General features: G+C 72.6%; 17 protein-coding genes and 1 riboswitch. Of the genes, 9 read left to right on the top strand and 8 right to left on the bottom strand.

Going from position 1 to position 19,775, the window contains the following annotated elements; all coding sequences use genetic code 11:
- Nucleotides 1–2: 2 nt before the first annotated feature.
- Nucleotides 3–1,499 carry an MFS transporter gene (locus tag ACQEVM_RS13570; protein WP_433078319.1) on the top strand — a complete coding sequence of 499 codons (1,497 nt, stop codon included), beginning with the start codon at nucleotides 3–5 and terminating at the stop codon, nucleotides 1,497–1,499.
- A 211-nt stretch (nucleotides 1,500–1,710) separates the two neighbouring features.
- Nucleotides 1,711–2,841 (top strand): agmatine deiminase family protein, encoded by a 1,131-nt coding sequence (locus ACQEVM_RS13565; RefSeq protein ID WP_433078317.1) that lies wholly within the window; start codon nucleotides 1,711–1,713, stop codon nucleotides 2,839–2,841.
- Between the two features lie 151 nt (nucleotides 2,842–2,992).
- Here the strand turns inward: ACQEVM_RS13565 and ACQEVM_RS13560 are convergent, their stop codons facing one another.
- The 3 genes from ACQEVM_RS13560 to ACQEVM_RS13550 form a co-directional block, all read right to left on the bottom strand.
- The gene (locus tag ACQEVM_RS13560; protein ID WP_433078315.1) at nucleotides 2,993–3,271 is read right to left on the bottom strand and encodes a DUF6126 family protein; all 279 of its coding nucleotides are present in this window, start codon (nucleotides 3,269–3,271) and stop codon (nucleotides 2,993–2,995) included.
- Between the two features lie 15 nt (nucleotides 3,272–3,286).
- Entirely contained in the window at nucleotides 3,287–3,931 is a 645-nt protein-coding gene (locus tag ACQEVM_RS13555) for a helix-turn-helix domain-containing protein (RefSeq protein ID WP_433078313.1), read from the bottom strand.
- A gap of 72 nt (nucleotides 3,932–4,003) precedes the next feature.
- Nucleotides 4,004–5,542: an ATP-dependent DNA ligase gene (locus ACQEVM_RS13550; protein WP_433078311.1), complete on the bottom strand. Its 1,539-nt coding sequence runs from the start codon at nucleotides 5,540–5,542 to the stop codon at nucleotides 4,004–4,006.
- A 164-nt stretch (nucleotides 5,543–5,706) separates the two neighbouring features.
- Between ACQEVM_RS13550 and ACQEVM_RS13545 the strand changes: the two genes are divergently transcribed.
- Entirely contained in the window at nucleotides 5,707–8,469 is a 2,763-nt protein-coding gene (locus ACQEVM_RS13545; RefSeq protein WP_433078309.1) for an alpha/beta fold hydrolase, read from the top strand.
- A complete protein-coding gene (locus tag ACQEVM_RS13540; RefSeq protein ID WP_433078307.1) occupies nucleotides 8,466–9,344 on the top strand; it encodes an ABC transporter permease in 879 nt (292 codons plus the stop codon). The genes ACQEVM_RS13545 and ACQEVM_RS13540 overlap by 4 nt, the downstream gene beginning before the upstream one ends.
- A 93-nt stretch (nucleotides 9,345–9,437) precedes the next feature.
- Here ACQEVM_RS13540 and ACQEVM_RS13535 read toward each other — a convergent pair whose 3' ends face one another.
- Complete coding sequence (locus tag ACQEVM_RS13535; protein WP_433078305.1) at nucleotides 9,438–10,406, bottom strand: D-2-hydroxyacid dehydrogenase family protein; 969 nt, start codon at nucleotides 10,404–10,406, stop codon at nucleotides 9,438–9,440.
- Nucleotides 10,403–11,368, bottom strand: a complete 966-nt coding sequence (locus ACQEVM_RS13530; protein WP_433078303.1) for an aldo/keto reductase — start codon at nucleotides 11,366–11,368, stop codon at nucleotides 10,403–10,405. The genes ACQEVM_RS13535 and ACQEVM_RS13530 overlap by 4 nt, the downstream gene beginning before the upstream one ends.
- A gap of 302 nt (nucleotides 11,369–11,670) precedes the next feature.
- Here ACQEVM_RS13530 and ACQEVM_RS13525 point away from each other — a divergent pair, with 302 nt between their 5' ends.
- The gene (locus ACQEVM_RS13525; protein ID WP_433078301.1) at nucleotides 11,671–13,308 is read left to right on the top strand and encodes a N,N-dimethylformamidase beta subunit family domain-containing protein; all 1,638 of its coding nucleotides are present in this window, start codon (nucleotides 11,671–11,673) and stop codon (nucleotides 13,306–13,308) included.
- 206 nt (nucleotides 13,309–13,514) lie between these two features.
- Nucleotides 13,515–13,904: a VOC family protein gene (locus ACQEVM_RS13520; protein WP_433078299.1), complete on the top strand. Its 390-nt coding sequence runs from the start codon at nucleotides 13,515–13,517 to the stop codon at nucleotides 13,902–13,904.
- A gap of 78 nt (nucleotides 13,905–13,982) precedes the next feature.
- Here ACQEVM_RS13520 and ACQEVM_RS13515 read toward each other — a convergent pair whose 3' ends face one another.
- From ACQEVM_RS13515 to ACQEVM_RS13505, 3 genes are read right to left on the bottom strand one after another with little or no spacing between them, the layout of a single operon-like run.
- A complete protein-coding gene (locus tag ACQEVM_RS13515; protein ID WP_433078297.1) occupies nucleotides 13,983–14,813 on the bottom strand; it encodes an ABC transporter ATP-binding protein in 831 nt (276 codons plus the stop codon).
- Nucleotides 14,810–15,877 (bottom strand): FecCD family ABC transporter permease, encoded by a 1,068-nt coding sequence (locus tag ACQEVM_RS13510; RefSeq protein WP_433078295.1) that lies wholly within the window; start codon nucleotides 15,875–15,877, stop codon nucleotides 14,810–14,812. Before ACQEVM_RS13510 ends, ACQEVM_RS13515 begins: the two co-directional genes overlap by 4 nt.
- Nucleotides 15,874–16,869: an ABC transporter substrate-binding protein gene (locus ACQEVM_RS13505; RefSeq protein ID WP_433078293.1), complete on the bottom strand. Its 996-nt coding sequence runs from the start codon at nucleotides 16,867–16,869 to the stop codon at nucleotides 15,874–15,876. Before ACQEVM_RS13505 ends, ACQEVM_RS13510 begins: the two co-directional genes overlap by 4 nt.
- 35 nt (nucleotides 16,870–16,904) lie before the next feature.
- A riboswitch (cobalamin riboswitch) is annotated at nucleotides 16,905–17,043 on the bottom strand.
- A 65-nt stretch (nucleotides 17,044–17,108) separates the two neighbouring features.
- Here ACQEVM_RS13505 and ACQEVM_RS13500 point away from each other — a divergent pair.
- The 3 genes from ACQEVM_RS13500 (at nucleotide 17,109) to ACQEVM_RS13490 (ending at nucleotide 19,530) form a co-directional block, all read left to right on the top strand.
- Nucleotides 17,109–17,519 (top strand): hypothetical protein, encoded by a 411-nt coding sequence (locus tag ACQEVM_RS13500; protein ID WP_433078291.1) that lies wholly within the window; start codon nucleotides 17,109–17,111, stop codon nucleotides 17,517–17,519.
- Between the two features lie 242 nt (nucleotides 17,520–17,761).
- The gene (locus ACQEVM_RS13495; protein WP_433078289.1) at nucleotides 17,762–18,547 is read left to right on the top strand and encodes a tRNA(His) guanylyltransferase Thg1 family protein; all 786 of its coding nucleotides are present in this window, start codon (nucleotides 17,762–17,764) and stop codon (nucleotides 18,545–18,547) included.
- A gap of 617 nt (nucleotides 18,548–19,164) precedes the next feature.
- Nucleotides 19,165–19,530 (top strand): restriction endonuclease, encoded by a 366-nt coding sequence (locus ACQEVM_RS13490; RefSeq protein WP_433078287.1) that lies wholly within the window; start codon nucleotides 19,165–19,167, stop codon nucleotides 19,528–19,530.
- Nucleotides 19,531–19,775: the final 245 nt, after the last annotated feature.

The raw sequence follows: 19,775 nt of genomic DNA, 5'->3' as shown, positions 1-19,775 counted from the left end.
ACATGACCACACCCGACCGACCGTCACCCGAGCCGCCCCGACCCGACGTCCCGCTCGCCTCGACCCGGGGCAGGTGGATCCTGCTGACCACCGTCCTCGGATCGGGCATGGCCCTGCTCGACTCGACCGTGGTCAACGTGGCCCTCCCCGCCATCGGGCGGGATCTGGACGCGGACCTCGCGGTGCTCCAGTGGACGGTCAACGCCTACCTGCTGACCCTGGCCGGCCTGATCCTGGTCGGCGGGGCGCTCGGCGACCGGTTCGGACGGCGCCGGATCTTCGTCGTCGGCGTGGTGTGGTTCGCGCTGGGCTCACTGCTCTGCGGCATCGCGCCGAACGCCGGCGTGCTCATCGCCGCCCGCGCCCTCCAGGGCGTCGGCGGCGCGTTGCTGACGCCCGGTTCGCTCGCTCTGATCCAGGGGTCGATCCACGCCGACGACCGGGCCCGGGCGGTCGGCCTGTGGTCGGGGTTCGGCGGAGTGGGCGCGGCCGTGGGCCCGTTCCTCGGCGGCTGGCTGGTGGACGGGCCGGGATGGCGCTGGGTGTTCCTCATCAACATCCCGGTGGCCGCGCTGTGCGTGCCGGTGGCCCTGCGGCACGTACCGGAATCCCGGGACCCACACGCGCACGGCACGTTCGACGTGGCCGGCGCCGCGCTCGGCGCCGGCTCGCTCGCCCTGGTCACCTACGCGCTGATCGAGGCCCGCAACGGCGGCGCGCTCGTCATCGCGGCGGCCGTCGGCGGAGTGCTGCTGGCCGGCGTGTTCGTGTACGTGGAACGACGGCGGGCCGACCCGATGCTGCCGCCGGACATCTTCGCCTCCCGACAGTTCACGGCGGTCAACCTGGTCACCCTGTGCGTGTACGCGGCCTTCGGCGGCTTCTTCTTCCTGGCCGTGCTCCAGCTCCAGGTGGTGGCCGGCTACTCCGCGCTGGCCGCCGGGGCCGCCCTGCTGCCCACCACCGTGCTGATGCTGCTGCTCTCCGCCCGGTCGGGGGCGTTGGCCGAACGGATCGGGCCGCGGATCCCGCTGACGGTGGGGCCGCTGCTCTGCGCGGCCGGAATGCTCATGATGCTGCGGGTCGGGCCGCACGCCTCGTACGTACAGGACGTGCTGCCCGCCCTGATCGTGATGGGGATGGGGATGGTGGCCCTGGTGGCCCCGCTGACGGCGACGGTACTGGCCTCGGTGGACCCGGGCCGGGCGGGCCTGGCCAGCGGCATCAACAACGCCGCCGCCCGCGTCGCCGGACTCCTCGCGGTGGCGGCGCTGCCGCTGCTGGCGGGGATGGGGCCCGACGCCTATCTCTCCGCCGACCTCTTCGACGCGGCGTTCGACCGCGCCATGCCCTGGTGCGCCGGGATCCTCGTCGTCGGCGCGGTTCTGGCGTGGGCGACCGTGCGCAAGCCCGCGCCCGACGCCCTCCAGCCGCAGTGTCGCACCCAGTGCGGGGTCACCGCCCCGGCGCTCGAATCACCGCGGGCGACGCGGGGATGACACCCCACCGGGGCGCCGCCGGAGGTCCGGCGGCGCCGCTGTCGTCACGACCCGGGCCGGTCAGGCCGAACTCGATCCGACTGCGGGGAAGTTGAAGGAACCGCGGTCGTCGACCCGGGACCAGGTGGACGCGTACCCAACTCCTTGACTGAAATTTCAGTTAGTGCCACAGTGCGGCTACCCCTCATCCCCCCTCCTCCGGAGGTTCGAAATGAATCCAAGCCGTAGAACCCTGTTGCGCTCGGCGGGAGTCGGCGCCGTCGGACTGGCCCTCGGCGGCCTCGTCCAGCAGTCCGCGCAGGCGGGCCAGACAGTCCGGGCCGGGGCCGCCGCCGGCCGGATGACCGTCCCGCTCGACGACGTCCGACACCTGCGCACCTGGATGGCCTGGCCCTCCAACCGCTCCATCTGGGGCTCCGACCTCGCCGGCGTACAACAGGACATCGCCCTCATCGCCCGCACCGTCGCCCGCTTCGAGCCCGTCGTGATGTGCGCGGCGGACGCGAGCGCGGCGGCGACCGCCCGCTCCCGCTGCGGTTCCACCGTCACCGTCATCTCCACCATCCCGGTCGACGACCTCTGGATGCGCGACACCGGCGCCGTCTTCCGCCGCGACGGCGCCGGCGCCGTGGACGCGATCGGCCTGGGCTTCAACGGGTGGGGCAACAAGCAGACCCATCGCAAGGACGAGAACGTGGCCCGGCTGATCGCCTCCCGCGAGTCACTGCCGTTCGCCGCGGCGACGTTCGTCGGCGAGGGCGGCTCCGTCGAGACCGACGGCGACGGCACCCTCATGGCGACCGAGAGCAGCCTCGTCAACAAGAACCGCAACCCGGGACTCAGCCGGGCCCAGGTGGAGGCCAAGGTCCTCGCCGCCTACGGCGCGGACAGGATGCTCTGGGTCCCGGGGATCAAGGGGCAGGACATCACGGACGACCACATCGACGTCACCTCCCGGTTCGTCCGACCCGGCGTCGTGATGGTCCAGGTACCGCCCGCCGACCGCACCGACATCTGGGCCAAGGACGCCCGGCAGCAATTCGCGATCCTGTCCGCCGCCACCGACGCCAAGGGCCGCCGGCTCCAGGTGATCAAGGTCGACGGCCCGGACACCCTGCGCTCCGACAACCCCGACTTCGTCGACTCCTACCTGAACTTCCACGTGGCCAACGGCGCGGTGATCACGTCGCAGTTCGGGGACCGGGCCAAGGACGCGGGCGCCCGCCAGGCGCTCGCGGCGGCCTTCCCCGGACGTGAGGTCGTCCAGCTCGACGTGGACCGGCTGATGGGCGGCGGCGGGGGCATCCACTGCTCCACGATGCAGCAACCCGCCGCGGGCTGAGCCCCGCGGCGGGACGGCGGTTCCGACGGCGGGCGTGCGCGCCGCCCCCGTCGGAACCGTGTGCGACGGGTGTGCGACGGGCCCGCGAACCGCCTCGCGCCCTCCCCCGGGGCCGCGGGCCCTACCGGTTCTCGTCCTACCGGTTCTCGTCCTACTGGTTCTCGGCGCCCAGCACGAAGAGCAGGTAGACGAAGAAGGCGAAGAGGTGGCCGACGAAGAGGTAGGCGATCAGGCGGATGATCAGGCCGCGCGGGAACTTGGACTCGAAACGCTTCAGCAGGGCGCCCGGCGCCGAGTCGGTCTCCTGCGAGTCGGCCGGGCCGCTCCGACCTGCCGGGCCGCTCTGATCGGCGGGACCGGCCGGGACGTCGTTCGCGGGAACACCGGGCGCCTCGTTCGCGGTGGCGGTCACGTTCTCTCCCTGGGTCATGGTGCGGCTCCTCGACTAGTGGTGGTGCTGGGTCGCGCCGCCGAGACACACCCCGGCGAGGCCGCTCTGCAGCAGCGTGTGGACGAACAGCAGGTCCGCGCCGGAGGCGTCGGCCGCGCCGATCCGGTGGGGCGTGAGCGAGTCGAAGTGCGCGCTGTCCCCCGGGTCGAGCAGGTGCTCGGCCTCCCCCAGGTGCAGCCGCAGCCGCCCGGTGAGGACGTACAGCCACTCCTCGCCGGGGTGGACCCTGACCAGTTCGCCCTTGACCTGGCCCTGCGGAACGTGCACGCGCAGGGCCTGCATCCCCCGTCCCGAACCACCGGCCGGCCAGTAGGTCCAGCCGTCGGCCTCGCGGGCCCCGGGTCCGCCGCCCCGTACGATGGGGTCGGCCGCGGCCGAGGTCTCGCCGAGCAGTTCGGAGACCGTCGTCCCATAGGTGCGGGCGAGTCCGAGCAGCAGCGGCAGCGAGGGTGTGCGGCGGCCCGTCTCCAGGCGCGACAGGTGGGCGGGCGACAGTCGGGCGCGTGCGGCGGCCGCCTCCAGGGTGAGCCCGGCACGGCGGCGCAGATCGCGCAGGCGCGGGGCCACGGTGGGGAGTTCCCCCGACGGATCGTCGGGGTCGGCCGCTTCTTCGGGGCCGGGGGCAGGACCGGTTGTCATACCTCGATTGAGCCAGATTCTTACCCCACTGGCAAACACTCTTGCCTCTGAGGCAAAGAAGCCGGTCCTCGCCTACGCGGGGCGTTCGCCCAGCACCCTCTCCACGGTATCCGCCTGTCCGGCCTCCTTGTCCGGGCGGTACCGCAGCACCCGCGCGAAACGCAGCGCGACCCCGGCCGGGTAGCGCGAGGAGCGTTGCAGACCGTCGTAGGCGATCTCCACCACCAGCTCCGGTCGGACCCGGACCGTGAAGCCGTCGTCCTCCACCGCCAGCTCCAACAGCCGCTCGGTCTGCCAACGCAGCATCACGTCGGTGAGGCCCTTGAAGGTCTTGCCGAGCATGGCGTGGGTGCCGTCGGCGGCGCGGGCTCCCAGATGCAGGTTCGACAGGAGGCCGGTGCGTCTCCCGTGCCCCCACTCGGCGGCCAGCACCACCAGGTCGAGGGTGTGCACGGGCTTGACCTTGAGCCAGTGCGTGCCGCGCCGGCCGGCCGCGTAGAGCGAGTCGAGGCCCTTGATCACCACCCCCTCGTGGCCCCGGCGCAGGGACTCGGCGGCGAACTCCTCGGCGGCGGCCGTCGCGCCCTCGGCCTCCGGGTCCTCCACCGCCAGCCTCCGTACGCGGGCGGACTCCGGGACCAGCCGGGCGAGCGCCGCGTACCTCTCGCGCACGGGCAGGTCGAGCAGTGCCTCCTCCCCCGCGGCCAGGACGTCGAAGAAGTGGACGCGGACGGGAAGGGCCTGCCGGGCGGCCGCCACGTCCACCCGGGAGCCCACCCGACTCGCGATCTCCTGGAAGGGGACCGGCCGGCCGTCGGGGCCCTGCCCGACGACCTCGCCGTCGAGGATGAACCGCTCGCCGGGCAGCGTCAGGGCCAGTTCGGCGACCTCCGGCAGCCGGTCGGTGATCTCGTCCAGGGAGCGCGTGTAGATCCGTACGTCCGGCCCGTCGCGGTGGACCTGGACGCGGATCCCGTCCAGCTTCTCCTCCACCGCGCAGGGCCCGAGCGCGGCCAGCGCCTGCGTCACCGATGCGGCGGTGCCGGCGAGCATCGGCTGAACCGGCCGACCGACCCGCAGGGTCACCCCCTCCAGTGCCTGCGCGCCGTCGGCCAGCACCGCCGCGGCCACCCGGGGCAGGGACCCGTCCACCATCACGGCGCGGCGCAGCGCAGCGGCCGGCACCCCGGTGGCCGCGGCCACCGCGTCCAGCGCGACGGCGTCGAGCGCGCCCTGGCGCACCTCTCCGAAGAGCAGACCGCGCAGGAAGCGTTGCTCGGCCTCGGTGGCCGCGCCGAACAGGGCGTCCACGATCCGGTGCCGCTCGACGCGGGAACCGGGGCCCGCGACGGCGGCGAGTTCGGTCACGGCCGCGTCGACCTCGCCGACGGTGAGGGTCGGCCCGGGCGCGGGGTCGATCTCCCGGCCGAGGGTGCGCCATCCGATGCCGGGGCGGCCCTGGGGCAGCCGCCCGGCGAGGTAGGAGACGACGACTGCGGCCTCCTCGGCGGGCGCGGAGGCGAACACCTCGGCGAGCAGGGCGGTCTTCGCGGAGCGGGCGGAGGTCTCGGAGACCTCCCGGGACACGCGCGCGACCTCGGCGAGCAGCATGCGGACCATCCTGCCGCCGCTCGCGCCCGCGCGCAGGTCGACCGCGCGCAGGAGCCGTGTACGGCAGGCGCGGTACGGGGGGCCGCCCGGGTAGTCCTTGAGAAGGTGCCGGGCTCACCCTGCGGGCTCTCCGGCGGCGGCCCCGGGACGTCTAGGCTTCCTGTATGAAGCTCCGACTGCCCCGGCGTCGCCGGGACCGCCTGTTGGCCGGCGGCGCCGCGCTGGTCGTCCTGGCGGGGGCCGGTACGTTGACGGCCACCGCCGCGGCGTCCGACCCGCCCGGCGTGCAACGCCAGGACCACGTATTGCAGATGCCCGACGCCGGGATCGACATCTCGTACTTCACGGCCGGCGAGGGCGGGGAGGCGACGCGGAAACGGCCCGCCGTGCTGCTCGGGCACGGCTTCGGCGGCAGCAAGGACGACGTCCGCGCGCAGGCGGAACGGCTTGCCCGGGACGGGTACGCGGTGCTGACCTGGTCGGCGCGCGGCTTCGGCCGCTCGGGCGGCCGGATCGGGCTGAACGATCCCGGGCTGGAGGGCAAGGACGTCTCCCGGCTCGTCGACTGGCTCGCGACCCGGCCCGAGGTGCGGCTCGACGCGCCCGGCGATCCGCGCGTGGGCGTGGCCGGGGCCTCGTACGGCGGTGCGGCGGCGCTCCTCGCGGCCGGGTACGACCACCGGGTGGACGCCATCGCCCCGCAGATCACGTACTGGAACCTCGCCGACTCGCTCTTCCCGAACGACGTGTTCAAGAAGCTGTGGACCGGCATCTTCTTCACCACCGGCGCGGCCGGCGGCGGTGCGACCGGTGGCGGCGCGGGGGGCGGCGCGACCGGCGGCGGCGCGGCTGCCCTCCAGCCGTCGGCGCCGTCCGCCGACCCCGCGGCCGTGCCCGGCTGCGGACGGTTCCAGCCGGAGCTGTGCGCGATGTACGAGAGGGTCGCGGTCGCCGGGAAGCCCGACGCCGAGGCACGTGCGCTGCTGGCCGCGCGCAGCCCCTCGGCGGTGGGCGACAAGATCAAGGTGCCCACCCTGATCGTGCAGGGCCAGGACGACTCGCTCTTCCCGCTGGACCAGGCCGACGCCATGGCCAGGGCCATCGCGGCGAACGGCGCGCCCGTGTCCGTGGACTGGGCGAGCGGCGGCCACGACGGCGGGATGCGCGAGGCCGGCCGGGTCGAGGCTCGGGTGACGGCCTGGTTCGACCGCTACCTCAAGGGCGACGAGCAGGTGGACACGGGTCCCGTGTTCCGGGTCTCGCGCACCGGCGGGATCGATTCCACGAACGGCACCGTGCAGGTCCGCGGCGCGAGTGACGACCGCTATCCCGGGCTCACGTCGACGCCCCGGGAGTTCGCGCTCACCGGCCGCGAGCAGACGTTCGCCAATCCGGCGGGCGGCACTCCGCCGTCGCTGTCCTCGCTGCCCGGGATCGGCGGCGGGCTCGCCGCCTTCGGGGCCGGGATCTCGCTGGACTTCCCCGGGCAGAACGCCCGCTTCGAATCGCGGCCGATGACCGAGGAGGTGCGGATCACCGGCACCCCGACCGTCACCCTGAACGTGAGGTCGACGGCTACCGACGGTTCGGCCGTGTTGTTCGGCAAGGTGTACGACGTCGGGCCCGACGGACGCGGGCAGGTGCTGCCCGGGCAACTGGTCGCCCCGATCCGGGTCACGGACGCCGGACAGGGCCGTGCCGTCCGGGTGAGGCTGCCGGCCGTCGACCACGCCGTCGAGGCCGGCCACCGGCTGCGCCTGGTGATGGCGGCCACCGATCTCGGGTACGCGTCGCCCGCCGCGCCCGCCACGTACACCGTCTCGGCGCGGGGACCGCTGTCGGTGCCCGTCGTCCCGGGGGTGCGCACCGCGGCCGCGAGCATGCCCGGCTGGACGTGGGGGCTGCCCCTGGGCGCCCTGGCCCTGGCCGCCGCGCTGTTGGGGATCCGGCGGAACGGCAGGGGCCGCGCCGGGGAACGGTCCGGGGCGACCCGGCCCGATCCCGCCTTGGCCGACGTGCCGCTGGAGATCACCGGGCTGACGAAGCGCTACGCGAAGGCCCGGGACCGCTACGCCGTACGGGACCTGTCGTTCCGGGTGGAGAAGGGGCAGGTGCTGGGTCTGCTCGGCCCCAACGGCGCGGGCAAGACCACCACGCTGCGGATGTTGATGGGGCTGATCTCGCCGGACGCCGGCGAGATCAGGGTGTTCGGGCACGCGGTACGGGCCGGGTCGCCGGTGCTGTCGCGGGTCGGTGCCTTCGTGGAGGGCGCGGGCTTCCTCCCGCACCTGACGGGCCGGGCGAACCTGGAGCTGTACTGGCAGGCCACGGGCCGTCCGGCGGCGGACTCCCACATGGCGGAGGCCCTGGAGATCGCCGGACTGGGCGACGCGCTGGAACGCGCCGTGCGGACCTACTCCCAGGGCATGCGGCAGCGGCTCGCCATCGCACAGGCCATGCTCGGCATGCCGGACCTGCTGATCCTGGACGAGCCGACGAACGGCCTGGACCCGCCACAGATCCGGGAGATGCGCGACGTCATGATCCGGTACGCGGCGGCCGGGCGGACGGTCATCGTCTCCAGCCACCTCCTCTCCGAGGTGGAGCAGACGTGCACGCACCTGGTCGTCATGGACCGCGGCCGGCTCGTGCAGGCGGGCGAGGTCGCGGAGATCACCGGCGGCGGGGACACCCTGCTGGTGACCCTGGCCGGGGCGGTGGACGAACTCCTCGTCGAGAAGGTGGCGGCGCTGGAGGGAGTCGGTTCGGTGGTGACCGCCGACGACGGACTGCTCGTACGGCTCGAAGGCGCGACGGCCGCCGAGCTGATCGCGGAACTCGTACGGCTGGAGGTGCCGGTCTCCGCCGTGGGACCGCACCGCCGGCTGGAGGACGCGTTCCTCACCCTGATCGGAGGTTCGGCGTGAGTGCCGTGACAGAGGTGGCCGTGACGGAGGTGGCCGACGGCTACCGCGCCGGCCGTACGCTGCCGTTGCGCGTGGAGGCGCTGCGCCAGTGGCGACGGCGGCGGACCCTGGTGATGGGCGGGATCCTCGCGGCGCTCCCCCTCGTCATGATCATTGCTTTCGCGGTGGGTGGCACGCCCGACGAACGCGGCGGCGGCAACGGCCGGATCACCCTGATCGACACGGCGACGGCCTCGGGTGCGAACTTCGCGGCCACCTGCCTGTTCGTGTCGGCCGGTTTCCTGCTGGTGGTGCCGGTCGCGCTGTTCTGCGGGGACACCGTCGCCTCGGAGGCGAGCTGGTCCTCGCTCCGCTACCTGCTGGCCTCGCCGGTGCCCCGGGCCCGGTTGCTGTGGAGCAAGCTGGTGGTGGCCCTCGGGTTCAGTCTCGCCGCGATGGTGCTGCTGCCGGTGGTGGCGTTGGCGGCGGGCACGGTCGCGTACGGCTGGGGGCCGCTGAAGCTGCCCACCGGCGGGACGTTGGCGGCCGGTGACACCCTGCCGAGGCTCGCGATCGCCGTCGCGTTCGTCTTCGTGTCGCAGTTGGTCACGGCCGGACTGGCGTTCTGGCTGTCGACGCGGACGGACGCGCCGCTCGGCGCGGTCGGCGGCGCGGTCGGGCTGACCATCGTCGGGAACGTCCTGGATGCGGTGACCGCGCTCGGATCGTGGCGCGAGTTCCTGCCCGCGCACTGGCAGTTCGCGTGGGCGGACGCCCTCCAGCCCCACCTGGAGTGGGGCGGGATGATCAAGGGCACGGTGGTGTCGGTGTCGTACGCGGTGGTGCTGTTCGCGCTCGCGTTCCGGGGCTTCTCCCGCAAGGACATCGTGTCCTGAACCTGCCGCCGTCCGGACGGACGGATCGAACGGCCCGGGCGGGCCCGCTCCTCGCGGGCCCGCCCGGGCCGTTCGCACGTGCCGGCGCAGGACCTAGCCGAGCACCCGGACGGGCGCGCCGTCGAGGTAGGCGCGGATGTCCTCGACGGCCTCTCCGTAGTACGTCGCGTAGTTGTCCCGCGTGACGTAGCCCAGGTGGGGCGTGGCCAACAGGTTCGGCGTCGTGCGCAGGGGATGGTCGCGCGGCAGCGGCTCGACGTCGAAGACGTCGAGACCGGCGCCCGCGATCCGCCCCTCGCGCAGGGCCTCGATCAGCGCGTCCTGGTCGACGATGGCCGCCCGCGAGGTGTTGACGAGGTACGCGGACGGGCGCATCAGTGCCAGTTCCGGCGCCCCGATCAGGCCGCGGGTGCGGTCGCCCAGCGCGAGGTGGACGGACACGAAGTCGCTCTCCGAGAGGAGTTCCTCCCGGGACGCGGCCAGGGTCACCCCCACCTCGTCGGCGCGTTCCCTGGTGAGGTTCCGGCTCCAGGCCGTGACCTCCATGCCGAAGGCGAGACCGATCCGGGCCACCCGACCGCCGATCTTCCCGAGGCCGAGCAGGCCGAGCCGGCGTCCGTGCAGATCGGCGCCGATGGTCTGCTGCCAGGGCCCTCCGGTGCGCAGGGCGGTGTTCTCGGGGACGATGCCGCGCGCCAGGGCCAGGAGGAGGGCCCAGGTGAGTTCGACGGGCGGGGTGGAGGAGCTGCCCGTGCCGCACACGGTCACGCCGCCTCGCGCGGCGGCGGCGTGGTCGATGACGGAGTTGCGCATGCCGCTCGCGACGAGCAGGGCGAGGCGGGGCAGCCGGTCGAGCAACGAGGCCGGGAAGCGGACGCGTTCGCGCAGGGTGACGACGATGTCGAAGTCGGCCAGGCGGGCCGCGAGCCGGTCCTCGTCGTCCAGGTGGTCGGAGTAGGTGACCACCTCCACCCGGTCCGCGATCGGGGACCAGTCGGCGGAGGTCGTCGCCGCGTTCTGGTGGTCGTCGAGAACGGCGCAGCGCAGCGCGGTCGCGGTCATCGCGCCCCCGCAGCGGCGCCGCCGATGGCCTCGATGGCGTCGATCTCGGCGAGCAGCGCGGCCTCCAGGGGCCGGTCGGCGACGGCCGCGTTGGCCCGCACCTGTTCGGCGGAGGTGGCGCCCGCGATGACGGAGGCGCAGCCCGGCTGTGCGGAGAGCCAGCCGATGGCGAGTTCCAGGACCGTGCGGTCGTACTTCTCGGCGAGGCCGGCCAGTGCCTCGACCGCGTCCAGGCGCTCGTCGGTGAGGTAGCCGTCACGGCCTTCGAGACGCGAACCGGGCGGGACGGGCGCGCCGCGTCGGATCTTGCCGGTGAGCAGGCCGTTGGCCAGGGGGAAGTACGGGAGCACGCCCACACCGTGGTGCAGCGCGGCCGGGACGAGTTCCCGTTCGGCGGAACGCTGGAGCAGCGACCATTCGTTCTGCGCCGACACGAAGGGCGCGGCGCCGATCTCCCGGGCGACGTGGGCGGCTTCGGTGAGCTGCCAACCGCTGAGGTTGGAGTGTCCGATGTAGCGGACCTTGCCCTCGGTGACGAGTTCGGTGAGCGCGGCGAGGGTTTCGGCGATGGGGACGTCCGGGTCGGGACTGTGCAACTGGTACAGGTCGATGTGGTCGGTCTCCAGCCGGCGCAGGGACTCCTCGACGGCGCGGCGGACGTAGGCGCGCCCGCCGCGGGACCCGGCCGCGGGTCCGAAGCCCATGTCGACGCCGTCGTAGCCGAACTTGGTGGCGAGGACGACCTGGTCGCGGCGGCCCTTGAGGGCCTGGCCGAGGTGGCTCTCGGAGCCGCCCCGGCCTCCGTAGATGTCCGCGGTGTCGAGGAGGGTGATGCCCGCGTCGAGGGCGGCGTCGACGACGGCGCGGGTGGCGCGGGCGTCGAGGCGGCCGCCGAAGTTGTTGCAGCCGAGGCCGACCGCGGAGACCCGCAGACCTGAACTGCCCAGGGAGACGTGACGCATGGATCCTTCTCCGCTCTCGCGATTGCACGTGATCCGAAGGAAGTTACCCCAGGAGCACCTTGCCGGGCAGTTGTGCTGAGGCGGGCCTGCCCGATGTCTGATCCGACGGGCGGCTCCCGTTCCGCCGTGCCCCGAGCCTCGGTGGACGGCCCTACGCCGTAGCGCACTTGCGCGGGGTCGCCTGAGACCCGGAGCGGGGCCGCGCGGGACAGGACCGACGGCACGGCCACGATCCGTGTGGCGGTCCGAGTCGGTCCGACCCGGCGAAAGGAGAGGGCGGAGCGTGTCATAGCGTGCCCTTCATGGATCAGGAACAGAGGGCCGGGGGGACCGGTTCCGCGGGCAGGCGGCGGTTCATCGCCATCGCGGCGACGGGAGCGGTCACGGCTGTCGGGATCGGTGCCGCCGCCGGCTGCGGGGGCGGCGACGCCGAGGAGGCCGGTGCGGGCGGGGATCCGAAGTCGGCAGGCTCCCCGTCGGGAGCACCGAACGCGTCCGAGTCCTCTCCCGGGGCCGGGTCCCGGGAGTTCGACGTCAAGGCCGAGAACGCCCGACCCGGAAACGCCGACTGGCACGTCACCAAGGCTGGACCCGCCCGCGCCATCGAGGGTTTCGCCGACCGGGTCAGTGTCCTTCCCGGTGAGTCGTTCGGACTGCACGTGTCCACGGCGGCGCCCCGGTTCACGGTCTCCGCGTACCGCATGGGGTGGTACGGCGGCGCGCGGGCCCGGCTGGTGTGGCGTTCGCAGGCGCTGCCCGGGGTCCGGCAGCCCGAGCACACGGTGGACGCGGGAACCAGGATGGTCCGCACCCGGTGGTCCCGTACCACCACGGTCGACACCGGTGGCTGGCCGGAGGGTTGCTACCTGCTCCGGCTCGACGCGCAGGGCGCCGAGGGGCAGCGTTTCGTCCCGCTCACCGTCCGCTCGGCGTCCACGAAGGGACGGACCGTCATCGTGAACGCGGTGGCGACCTGGCAGGCGTACAACAGGTGGGGCGGCTACGGCAGCTACGACGGACCCACCGGCGGATACGCCTCGCGTTCACTCGCCGTGACCTTCGACCGGCCGTACGAGTACGACGACGGGGCGGGCCTGTTCCTGGTGTACGAGGCACCGCTGATCGCCCTTGCCGAGCGGCTCGGCATACCGTCGGCGTACACGACGACCACCGACGTGGCACGGGAGAAGCGACTGCTGGAGGGGGCGGTCGCCGTACTCTCCTTGGGGCACGACGAGTACTGGTCCCCGGAGCAGCGGGCGCATGTCACCGCGGCCAGGGACGCCGGCACCAACATCGCGATACTCGGCGCGAACTGCTGTTACCGCCGGATCCGGCTGGAGCCGTCGGACCTGGGGCCGGACCGCACGGTGGTCTGTTACAAGTCGTCCTACGCCCAGGACCCGGGGTTCAAGAGGGGCCACCCCGCGACGGTCGACTTCCGCTCGGCTCCCGCCGCCGACCCGGAGAGTTCCCTGCTCGGTGTCATCTACGACGGCTACCCGGTGGACGCCCCCTACGTGGTGGCGCGGCCCGGGCACTGGCTGTTCGAGGGCACGGGGGTGAAGGCAGGCGACGGGTTCGCGCACCTGGTCGGCGTCGAGTACGACAAGGTGGACACCGGATTCCCGACACCCCGCCCGATCGAGATCATCGCCCACTCCCCCGTGGTCTGCGAGGGCAGGCCCAGCCATCAGGACACGGCCTATTACACCGTGGCGAGCGGCGCCGGGGTGTTTGCCACGGGGACGATGCGCTGGGTCGAGGCACTCGACGCGACGGGCGACGGGCGAGGCGGCGGCAATCACGGTCTGGACGCGCGTTCCGGGGCGCTGACCACACGGGTGACGGAGAACCTGCTGCGGGTCTTCGCCGCCGGGCCGGCAGGGCGGACGCGTCCCGCGCGGGACAACGTCGATTCGGTGTACGGACGTTCCTGATCGGGCGGACGTTCCCGACGGGGTCGTCGGCACCGTTCCCGACACCACCGTCCCCGGCACCCCGCTCCGCGGCGCCTCATTCGACCGAATACCGATGGACCCGGCCCGATCCGTGTGCTTAGGCTCGTGCGGACGGCGTCGCGTGTCGGTCACCGACCGGGTGAGGCATGGAGGCGCCGTGACATGCCTTTCGGAGGCATCCACCCATGTCAGTAGAGCTGAACCACACGATCGTCCACAGCCGTGACAACCGATGGTCCGCCGAGTACCTCGCCGACATCCTGGGTCTGGAGGTCGGGACCGAGTGGGGTCCCTTCATCCCCGTCGAGACCGGAAACGGCGTCACCCTGGACTTCGCGACCGCCGCCCCCGGCGAGTCCATCACTCCCCAGCACTACGCGTTCCTCGTCTCCCAGGACGTGTTCGACGCGGCCTACGAGAAGATCAAGGCGGCGGGAACCGAGTACTACGCAGATCCGCATCGCAGGCACCCGGGCGAGATCAACCACAACGACGGGGGCAGCGGCGTCTACTTCCCCGACCCGTCCGGCCACTGGTTGGAACTGATCACCCGCCCGTACGGCTTCCAGGGCTGAGCCAGGAAGGGCCGGGCGGTCGGTCGGGCAGGGCGGATCGGTCGGGGACACCCGCGTCCCCCGACCGGGCGCCTGCCGTCAGCGACGGCCGGCCGGCCGGCCGTCGCAGGTGCCGCGGGCGTCCGGCGGCAGGTACAGGATGCTCGGGCCGCCCGTCGTCGGGTGCGGTCCGACCCGGGTCCGTACCCCGTACACCCGTGCCAGCAGATCCTCGGTGAGCACCTCGCCCGGGGTCCCCGAGGCGACCACCCGGCCGGCTTCCAGCACGTACAGCCGGTCGCAGAAGGACGCGGCCAGGTTGAGGTCGTGCAGGACCAGCAGGCCGGTCGCCGGCAGGGCGCGGACCAGGGTCAGGATCTCCAACTGGTGTCGGATGTCCAGGTGGTTGGTCGGTTCGTCGAGGGCCAGCAGGCCGGGATCCTGGACGAGCGCGCGGGCCACCAGGGCGCGTTGGCGTTCGCCGCCGGAGAGTTCGTCGAACCGGCGGGCGGCGAAGCCGGCCGCCCCGACGGCCTCCAGGGCCTCCGCGACACGTCGGACGTCGTCGGGGCCGTCCTGCTCCCAGAACCGCTTGTGGGGGCTGCGCCCCATGGCGACGACCTCACGGACCGTCAACCCGAACGTTCCGGAGGCTTCCTGTGGCACCACCGCCACCCGTCGGGCCCGTTCCTTCACGCCCATGGACCCCGCGTCGGCGCCGTCCAGCAACACCCGGCCGGAGGTGGGCCGCAGGGCGCCGTGGACGCAGCGCAGCAGTGTGGTCTTGCCACTTCCGTTGGGGCCGACCACGCCGACGGTCTCGCCGGGGCGGGCGGTGAGGTCCACTCCGTGCAGCAGGGTCCGGCCGTGGATCTCGTAGCCCACGTCCTCGACGGCGAGTTCCACCGGTCGTCCTGTCGACGGGTTCATCCGGCCACCCCCTCGGTCCGGGTGGACCTGCGGAGCATCCACAGGAAGAACGGCCCGCCGACCAGCGCGGTGACCACGCCGACCGGTATCTCCTCGGGCGCCGCCGCGGTCCGCGCGACCAGGTCCGCCAGGGTCAGGAACACGGCCCCGCCCAGCGCGGCCACCGGCAGCAGCGCCCGGTGTCCGGCGCCCACCACCATGCGGGCGGCGTGCGGCACCATCAGGCCGACGAAGCCTATGGCCCCGCTGTAGGCGACCAGCACCCCGATGACGAGCGAGGCGAGGACGAAGACCGCCGCCCGGAACCGAGCGGTGTCCAGGCCCAGGGTGTGCGCGCCCTCCTCCCCCGCGAGCAGGAGGTCCAGGGGGCGTGCGAGGGCGATCAGCAGGCCGGTACCGAGGAGCAGCGCGACCGAGGGCAGGGCCAGTTCGTCCCAGCGGGCCCCGCCGAGACCGCCGAGGGTCCAGAAGAGGACGCTACGGATCTGGTCGGGGTGTGCGGCCAGGACCAGGACCAGGCTGGTGAGGGCGGACAGGACGTATTGGACGGCGACCCCGGCCAGGATCAGCCGGCCGGTGGTCATGGTGCCGCCCCGCCGGGCCATCGCGTAGACGGCGACGAGCGCGCCCATGGATCCCGCGAACGCGGCGACGGGTACCGCCGCCCCGCCCGCGGAGTCGAGGACTCCGGCGCCGAGGACGATGACCAGTACGGCTCCCGCCGACGCTCCGGAGGACGCGCCGAGCAGGAAGGGGTCGGCGAGTGGGTTGCGCACGAGGGCCTGCAACACGGTTCCGGCCACGGCGAGTCCGGCGCCGACGACGGCGCCGAGGAGGAGGCGGGGCATCCGTACGTCCCACACGATGGCACCGGCGGCTCCACCGCCGGCTCCCGCTCCGGGTCCTGGTCCTGGTCCTGGTCCTGGTCCTGGTCCTGCGAGGAGGACGTCGATCACCTGGCCCGGGGCCATCCGTACCGCGCCCAGCGCGAGGCCCGCGAGGGCGGAGACCACCAGGGCGGCGGCGAGCAGGACGAGGACGACCGGGGTACGGCGCGGGCTCACGCGGCGTCGGGGTGCAGTTGGCGCCCCAGGGACTCGGTGGCGTCGGCGACGCGCACGCCGAGGACGGCCGTGGACAGCGGGAGCACCACGAACCGCTTGTTCCTGATCGCGGGAACCTGCGCGAGAGCCGGGTCGTTCAACAGGCGCTGCTTCTTGGCCTCGACGGTGGTCCCCGCGTAGTCATAGATCAGGATGACCTCGGGCTTGCGTTCGATGACCTTCTCCCAGGACACGTCGCCGAAGGTGTCGTCGAGGTCGGCGAACACGTTCGTCCCGCCGGCCAGGGAGACGATCTCGTTGCCGATGCCGGTGCCCCCCGAGGTCGAGGCGGAGGCCTCGCCCGAGTCGTAGGCGAAGACGGCCGGCTCGGACTTGTCCTTGACGCGTGCGGTGACGGCGGCGATGCGCCGCTGCTGATCCTCGATCAGCGCCGCACCGCGCTCCGGCACTCCGAAGGTGCGTGCCACTTCGGTGATCTCGGTCTTGAGCTGCTCCAGTCCCACCGGACCGGTGCCGCAGTACTCCACGTTGAGACGGGAGTCGATGCCCGAGGCGGCCAGTCCCCCGCGGTCGCGTCCCTGCGCCTTGTCGAAGGCGCTGGAGTAGCCGCCGTACACGAAGTCGGGGTCGGCGTTGAGGAGGACCTCCTTGGAGGGGTACTCCTTGGCCAGCACCTTGATCCGGTCGTAGGCGGGTCGGTAGGCGGGCAGGATCGCGTCGTCCAGGTAGGCGGTGCCGACGATCCTCTGCTCCAGCCCCAGCGCCAGCATGATCTCGGTGGCGTGCTGGTTCATGGTGACCGCGCGACGGGGCGGAGCCTGATAGGTGGTGCTCACACCACAGTTGGTGACGGTGTACGGGAACCCGGGCGCCGTGCCGGAGGCCGCGTCCGACCCCGAGCCCTTCCCGCCCGGCGAGCCCCCGCAGGCGGCCAGGGGCGCCAGCAGCGCGAGGGGTATGAGGGAGCGCAGAACGGTGCGCGAGCGCGACATGGCGAAGCCTCTCCGGGGGATCCGCGTCCCCGGTCGAAGTGAAGAGGCGGTGCGTCAGTGTCTGACTCCCGGATCCCGCGGACGGGCTCCGGTCACAGTGGCGGGACCGCACCGGATTCGCACCGGTTTCCTGTCCTGCACCGCCTGGGAGAACGCTGCCCAGTCTGCCAGACACCCGGCGGCGAACCGGCCCGCGAGAACCCCTCACCCGCCGTCCCCGCACGGGCTACCCTCCCCGGATGGAGCGCGCGGAAATCATGAAGCGAGTCATCGGGATCCTCACGGAGTCCCAGGAAGTCCGCAGGTCTCACGAGGCCGGCGGCGAGGCCGGTCCCCCCTCGGAGCCGGGTGTCGTCACCCTGTTGCTGAGCGAGATGATGCCGCACTTCAGCGTGCCGGCCGACGCGACTCCCCTCCAGGTGGGTCGCATCGTCGGGGAGACGCTGGCTCCCGCCATGCACACGATCGTCGGATCCTTCGCCGCGGCGTTCAGTGCGCTGGCGGCGGTCCACGACTCCGGCCGGACGGACGTCAGCTCGATGGACGTACTGCGCGAGCTGGCGCTGCGCGTCGAGGCGGGAGCCTACGACCACGGCCTCGGCCACGACCTGCCCGACGAGGGTCTCGACGAGGGTGGCTCCGACGCCTAGGCCCCGTCGCCGCCATCCGGAATTCCCCTTGTCATATGCCTACCCGCGCCCGTACACGCGGGCATACGGTGTGCTCCCGGACCATCCCGGGCGCGCGTCCCTCCCGCTCTCCCCACGGGAGGGCCGCCGCGCGCCCGCGCGGACGAGGGGGCCGGCCACGGGGCCCGGTCGTCCCGATCGTCGTATTCCGGACCCGCGAGCCCGTGCGTGCCAGACTGGGGCAACACGGACGAAGGGACGACATGGCGGACGGCACGGCATTGGGTGACCGGATGAAGCGGTACGAGGCGGCGCACCGTGCGGTCCTGCCACGTCGCACCTACACATTGCTCCGGGTCGACGGCCGCGCGTTCCGCACCTACACACGGGGAGCGACCCGCCCCTTCGACGAGGCCTTCATGGCCGACATGGACGCGGTCGCCGAGGCCCTGTGCGCGGAGATCGCGGGGGCCCGGTTCTCGTACACGCAGTCCGACGAGATCAGTGTCCTGTACACCGACTTCGGCAGTGCGGGCACCGAGCCGTGGTTCGGCGGCGTGGTCGCGAAGCAGTTGTCCGTCGCGGCCTCGCTGGCCACGGCGGTGCTCAACGAGCGACGTCCGGGCGGGCGGGCCCTGTTCGACGCCCGCCTGTTCACCCTCTCCGACCCCGTCGAGGTCGCCCACTACTTCCGGTGGCGGCAGCGGGACGCGGTGCGCAACAGCATCGGCAGGGCCGCGCAGAACCATTTCCCCCACGAGCGGCTGCACGGCGTTTCGTCCGGCGGCATGCGCGAGTTGCTGCGGTCGGAGGCCGGGGTCGACTGGAACGACTACCCCGACGGCTGCAAACGAGGACGGATCGCGGTACGCAGGAGCGGTGAACGGGAAACGACCCACGTGGACCCGCGGACCGGGGCGGAGCACGTGACCGCGGCGGTCCGCTCCTGGTGGGAAACCGTGCCCGCTCCGCACTTCACCGCCGACATCGACGGTTGGCCGGTCGGCACGATCCCGGCGATGCCGGGCCTCGGCGACCGTCCCGCCTGACCGCTGCCGCCCGCCCGCCCGGCCGTTGTCAGTGACCGGCCCTAGGCTGGCCTGACACATTCGAGCGATTGACCGCGGGCTGCGGTGCTACTCGGATGCCGCCCGTCGGACCCCTCGGGGACAGCGACCGACGGGCGGACCCATGTCCGCCCGACATCGGCAGAACGCCTGTCTCCACGACCGTTCCCGTGGATCGACCACACGACTGTGAATTGCGAGATCCACGGCTGGTGAGGCCGGCCCCACACCCACTGAAGTCGACATCAACGGACCGTTCACTGATCACGCACGACGCAACTCGATCAACAGCGGGCTACCTACTCCAACAGCGGTTGCGGATCGATAGCCTCACCGAACCTCGACCGCCCGCCCCTCCCTGACGCACGGAGATCAGCTCCCACATGACATTAAAAGGATGCGCCGGCGCCACCCTCGTCGGACTGTCCGCCGTCGTAGCGCTCCTCATGTGGGCCGACGGACGCGTTGCAGCTGCGGCAGTCTTCCTCCTGCTACCTATCGCAGCGTGGATCAGCTCCATCAGGAGGCGACGGCGACGCGCCGCCGAGTACCGGCGAGTACGCGAGATCCAATCGACTGAGATCGTCCGCTACCACGCAATGAGCCCCCGCCAGTTCGAGCACGCCATAGCCTTCCTCTGCGAACGCGACGGCTGCCAAGGCGCCGGAGTCGTCGGCGGCGCGAACGACCTCGGGGCCGACGTAGTCGCCAACTGCCCCCAAGGCAGGCGCATCGTCATCCAGTGCAAGCGGTACGGGCCCACCACCAAGGTCGGCTCACCAGACATGCAGCGCTTCGGCGGTACCTGCTTCAGCATCCACGGCGCCGATGTCGCCGCAGTTGTCACCACATCAGCGTTCACCAAGCCCGCACGGGACTACGCACTCCGACAAGGCATCCGGATCTTCGACGAGAACGACCTCGCCGCCTGGGCGACGCGTACCGGGCCGGCTCCCTGGATGTAGCGGACATCATGAACACATGCCCGCACGGCTCCTCGTCGACCTGCACGCCGCCCACGCCGCCACCGGCCTCCCCGCCGAACCCAAGGGCACCGCACGAACAGACTTCCTCGCCGGCCTGAACGCCATCGACAGGGACATCGTCCACGGCAAGGACGACAAGGCCATCAGCTGTGGCATCGACACCTGCGGGCTGGTCAAGCGATTCCCCACGACCAGACCAAGCAGGTCGACCAGACCAACAAGCG

The organism is Streptomyces sp. CA-243310 (assembly GCF_050936775.1).
Taxonomy (GTDB): domain Bacteria; phylum Actinomycetota; class Actinomycetes; order Streptomycetales; family Streptomycetaceae; genus Streptomyces.
The sequence above is the reverse complement of the archived record's forward strand: the minus strand, read 5'-3'. Positions and strand labels throughout refer to the sequence as shown.

What these genes read in the sequence shown, in the direction of transcription:
- ACQEVM_RS13560 (WP_433078315.1), bottom strand. Translation starts at nt 3,271, where the DNA reads ATGACCCAGGGAGAGAACGTGACCGCCACCGCGAACGAGGCGCCCGGT.
- ACQEVM_RS13495 (WP_433078289.1), top strand. Translation starts at nt 17,762, where the DNA reads ATGGCGGACGGCACGGCATTGGGTGACCGGATGAAGCGGTACGAGGCG.
- ACQEVM_RS13520 (WP_433078299.1), top strand. Translation starts at nt 13,515, where the DNA reads ATGTCAGTAGAGCTGAACCACACGATCGTCCACAGCCGTGACAACCGA.
- ACQEVM_RS13525 (WP_433078301.1), top strand. Translation starts at nt 11,671, where the DNA reads ATGGATCAGGAACAGAGGGCCGGGGGGACCGGTTCCGCGGGCAGGCGG.
- ACQEVM_RS13500 (WP_433078291.1), top strand. Translation starts at nt 17,109, where the DNA reads ATGGAGCGCGCGGAAATCATGAAGCGAGTCATCGGGATCCTCACGGAG.
- ACQEVM_RS13565 (WP_433078317.1), top strand. Translation starts at nt 1,711, where the DNA reads ATGAATCCAAGCCGTAGAACCCTGTTGCGCTCGGCGGGAGTCGGCGCC.
- ACQEVM_RS13545 (WP_433078309.1), top strand. Translation starts at nt 5,707, where the DNA reads ATGAAGCTCCGACTGCCCCGGCGTCGCCGGGACCGCCTGTTGGCCGGC.
- ACQEVM_RS13515 (WP_433078297.1), bottom strand. Translation starts at nt 14,813, where the DNA reads ATGAACCCGTCGACAGGACGACCGGTGGAACTCGCCGTCGAGGACGTG.
- ACQEVM_RS13490 (WP_433078287.1), top strand. Translation starts at nt 19,165, where the DNA reads ATGAGCCCCCGCCAGTTCGAGCACGCCATAGCCTTCCTCTGCGAACGC.
- ACQEVM_RS13550 (WP_433078311.1), bottom strand. Translation starts at nt 5,542, where the DNA reads ATGCTGCTCGCCGAGGTCGCGCGCGTGTCCCGGGAGGTCTCCGAGACC.
- ACQEVM_RS13505 (WP_433078293.1), bottom strand. Translation starts at nt 16,869, where the DNA reads ATGTCGCGCTCGCGCACCGTTCTGCGCTCCCTCATACCCCTCGCGCTG.
- ACQEVM_RS13555 (WP_433078313.1), bottom strand. Translation starts at nt 3,931, where the DNA reads ATGACAACCGGTCCTGCCCCCGGCCCCGAAGAAGCGGCCGACCCCGAC.
- ACQEVM_RS13530 (WP_433078303.1), bottom strand. Translation starts at nt 11,368, where the DNA reads ATGCGTCACGTCTCCCTGGGCAGTTCAGGTCTGCGGGTCTCCGCGGTC.
- ACQEVM_RS13535 (WP_433078305.1), bottom strand. Translation starts at nt 10,406, where the DNA reads ATGACCGCGACCGCGCTGCGCTGCGCCGTTCTCGACGACCACCAGAAC.
- ACQEVM_RS13570 (WP_433078319.1), top strand. Translation starts at nt 3, where the DNA reads ATGACCACACCCGACCGACCGTCACCCGAGCCGCCCCGACCCGACGTC.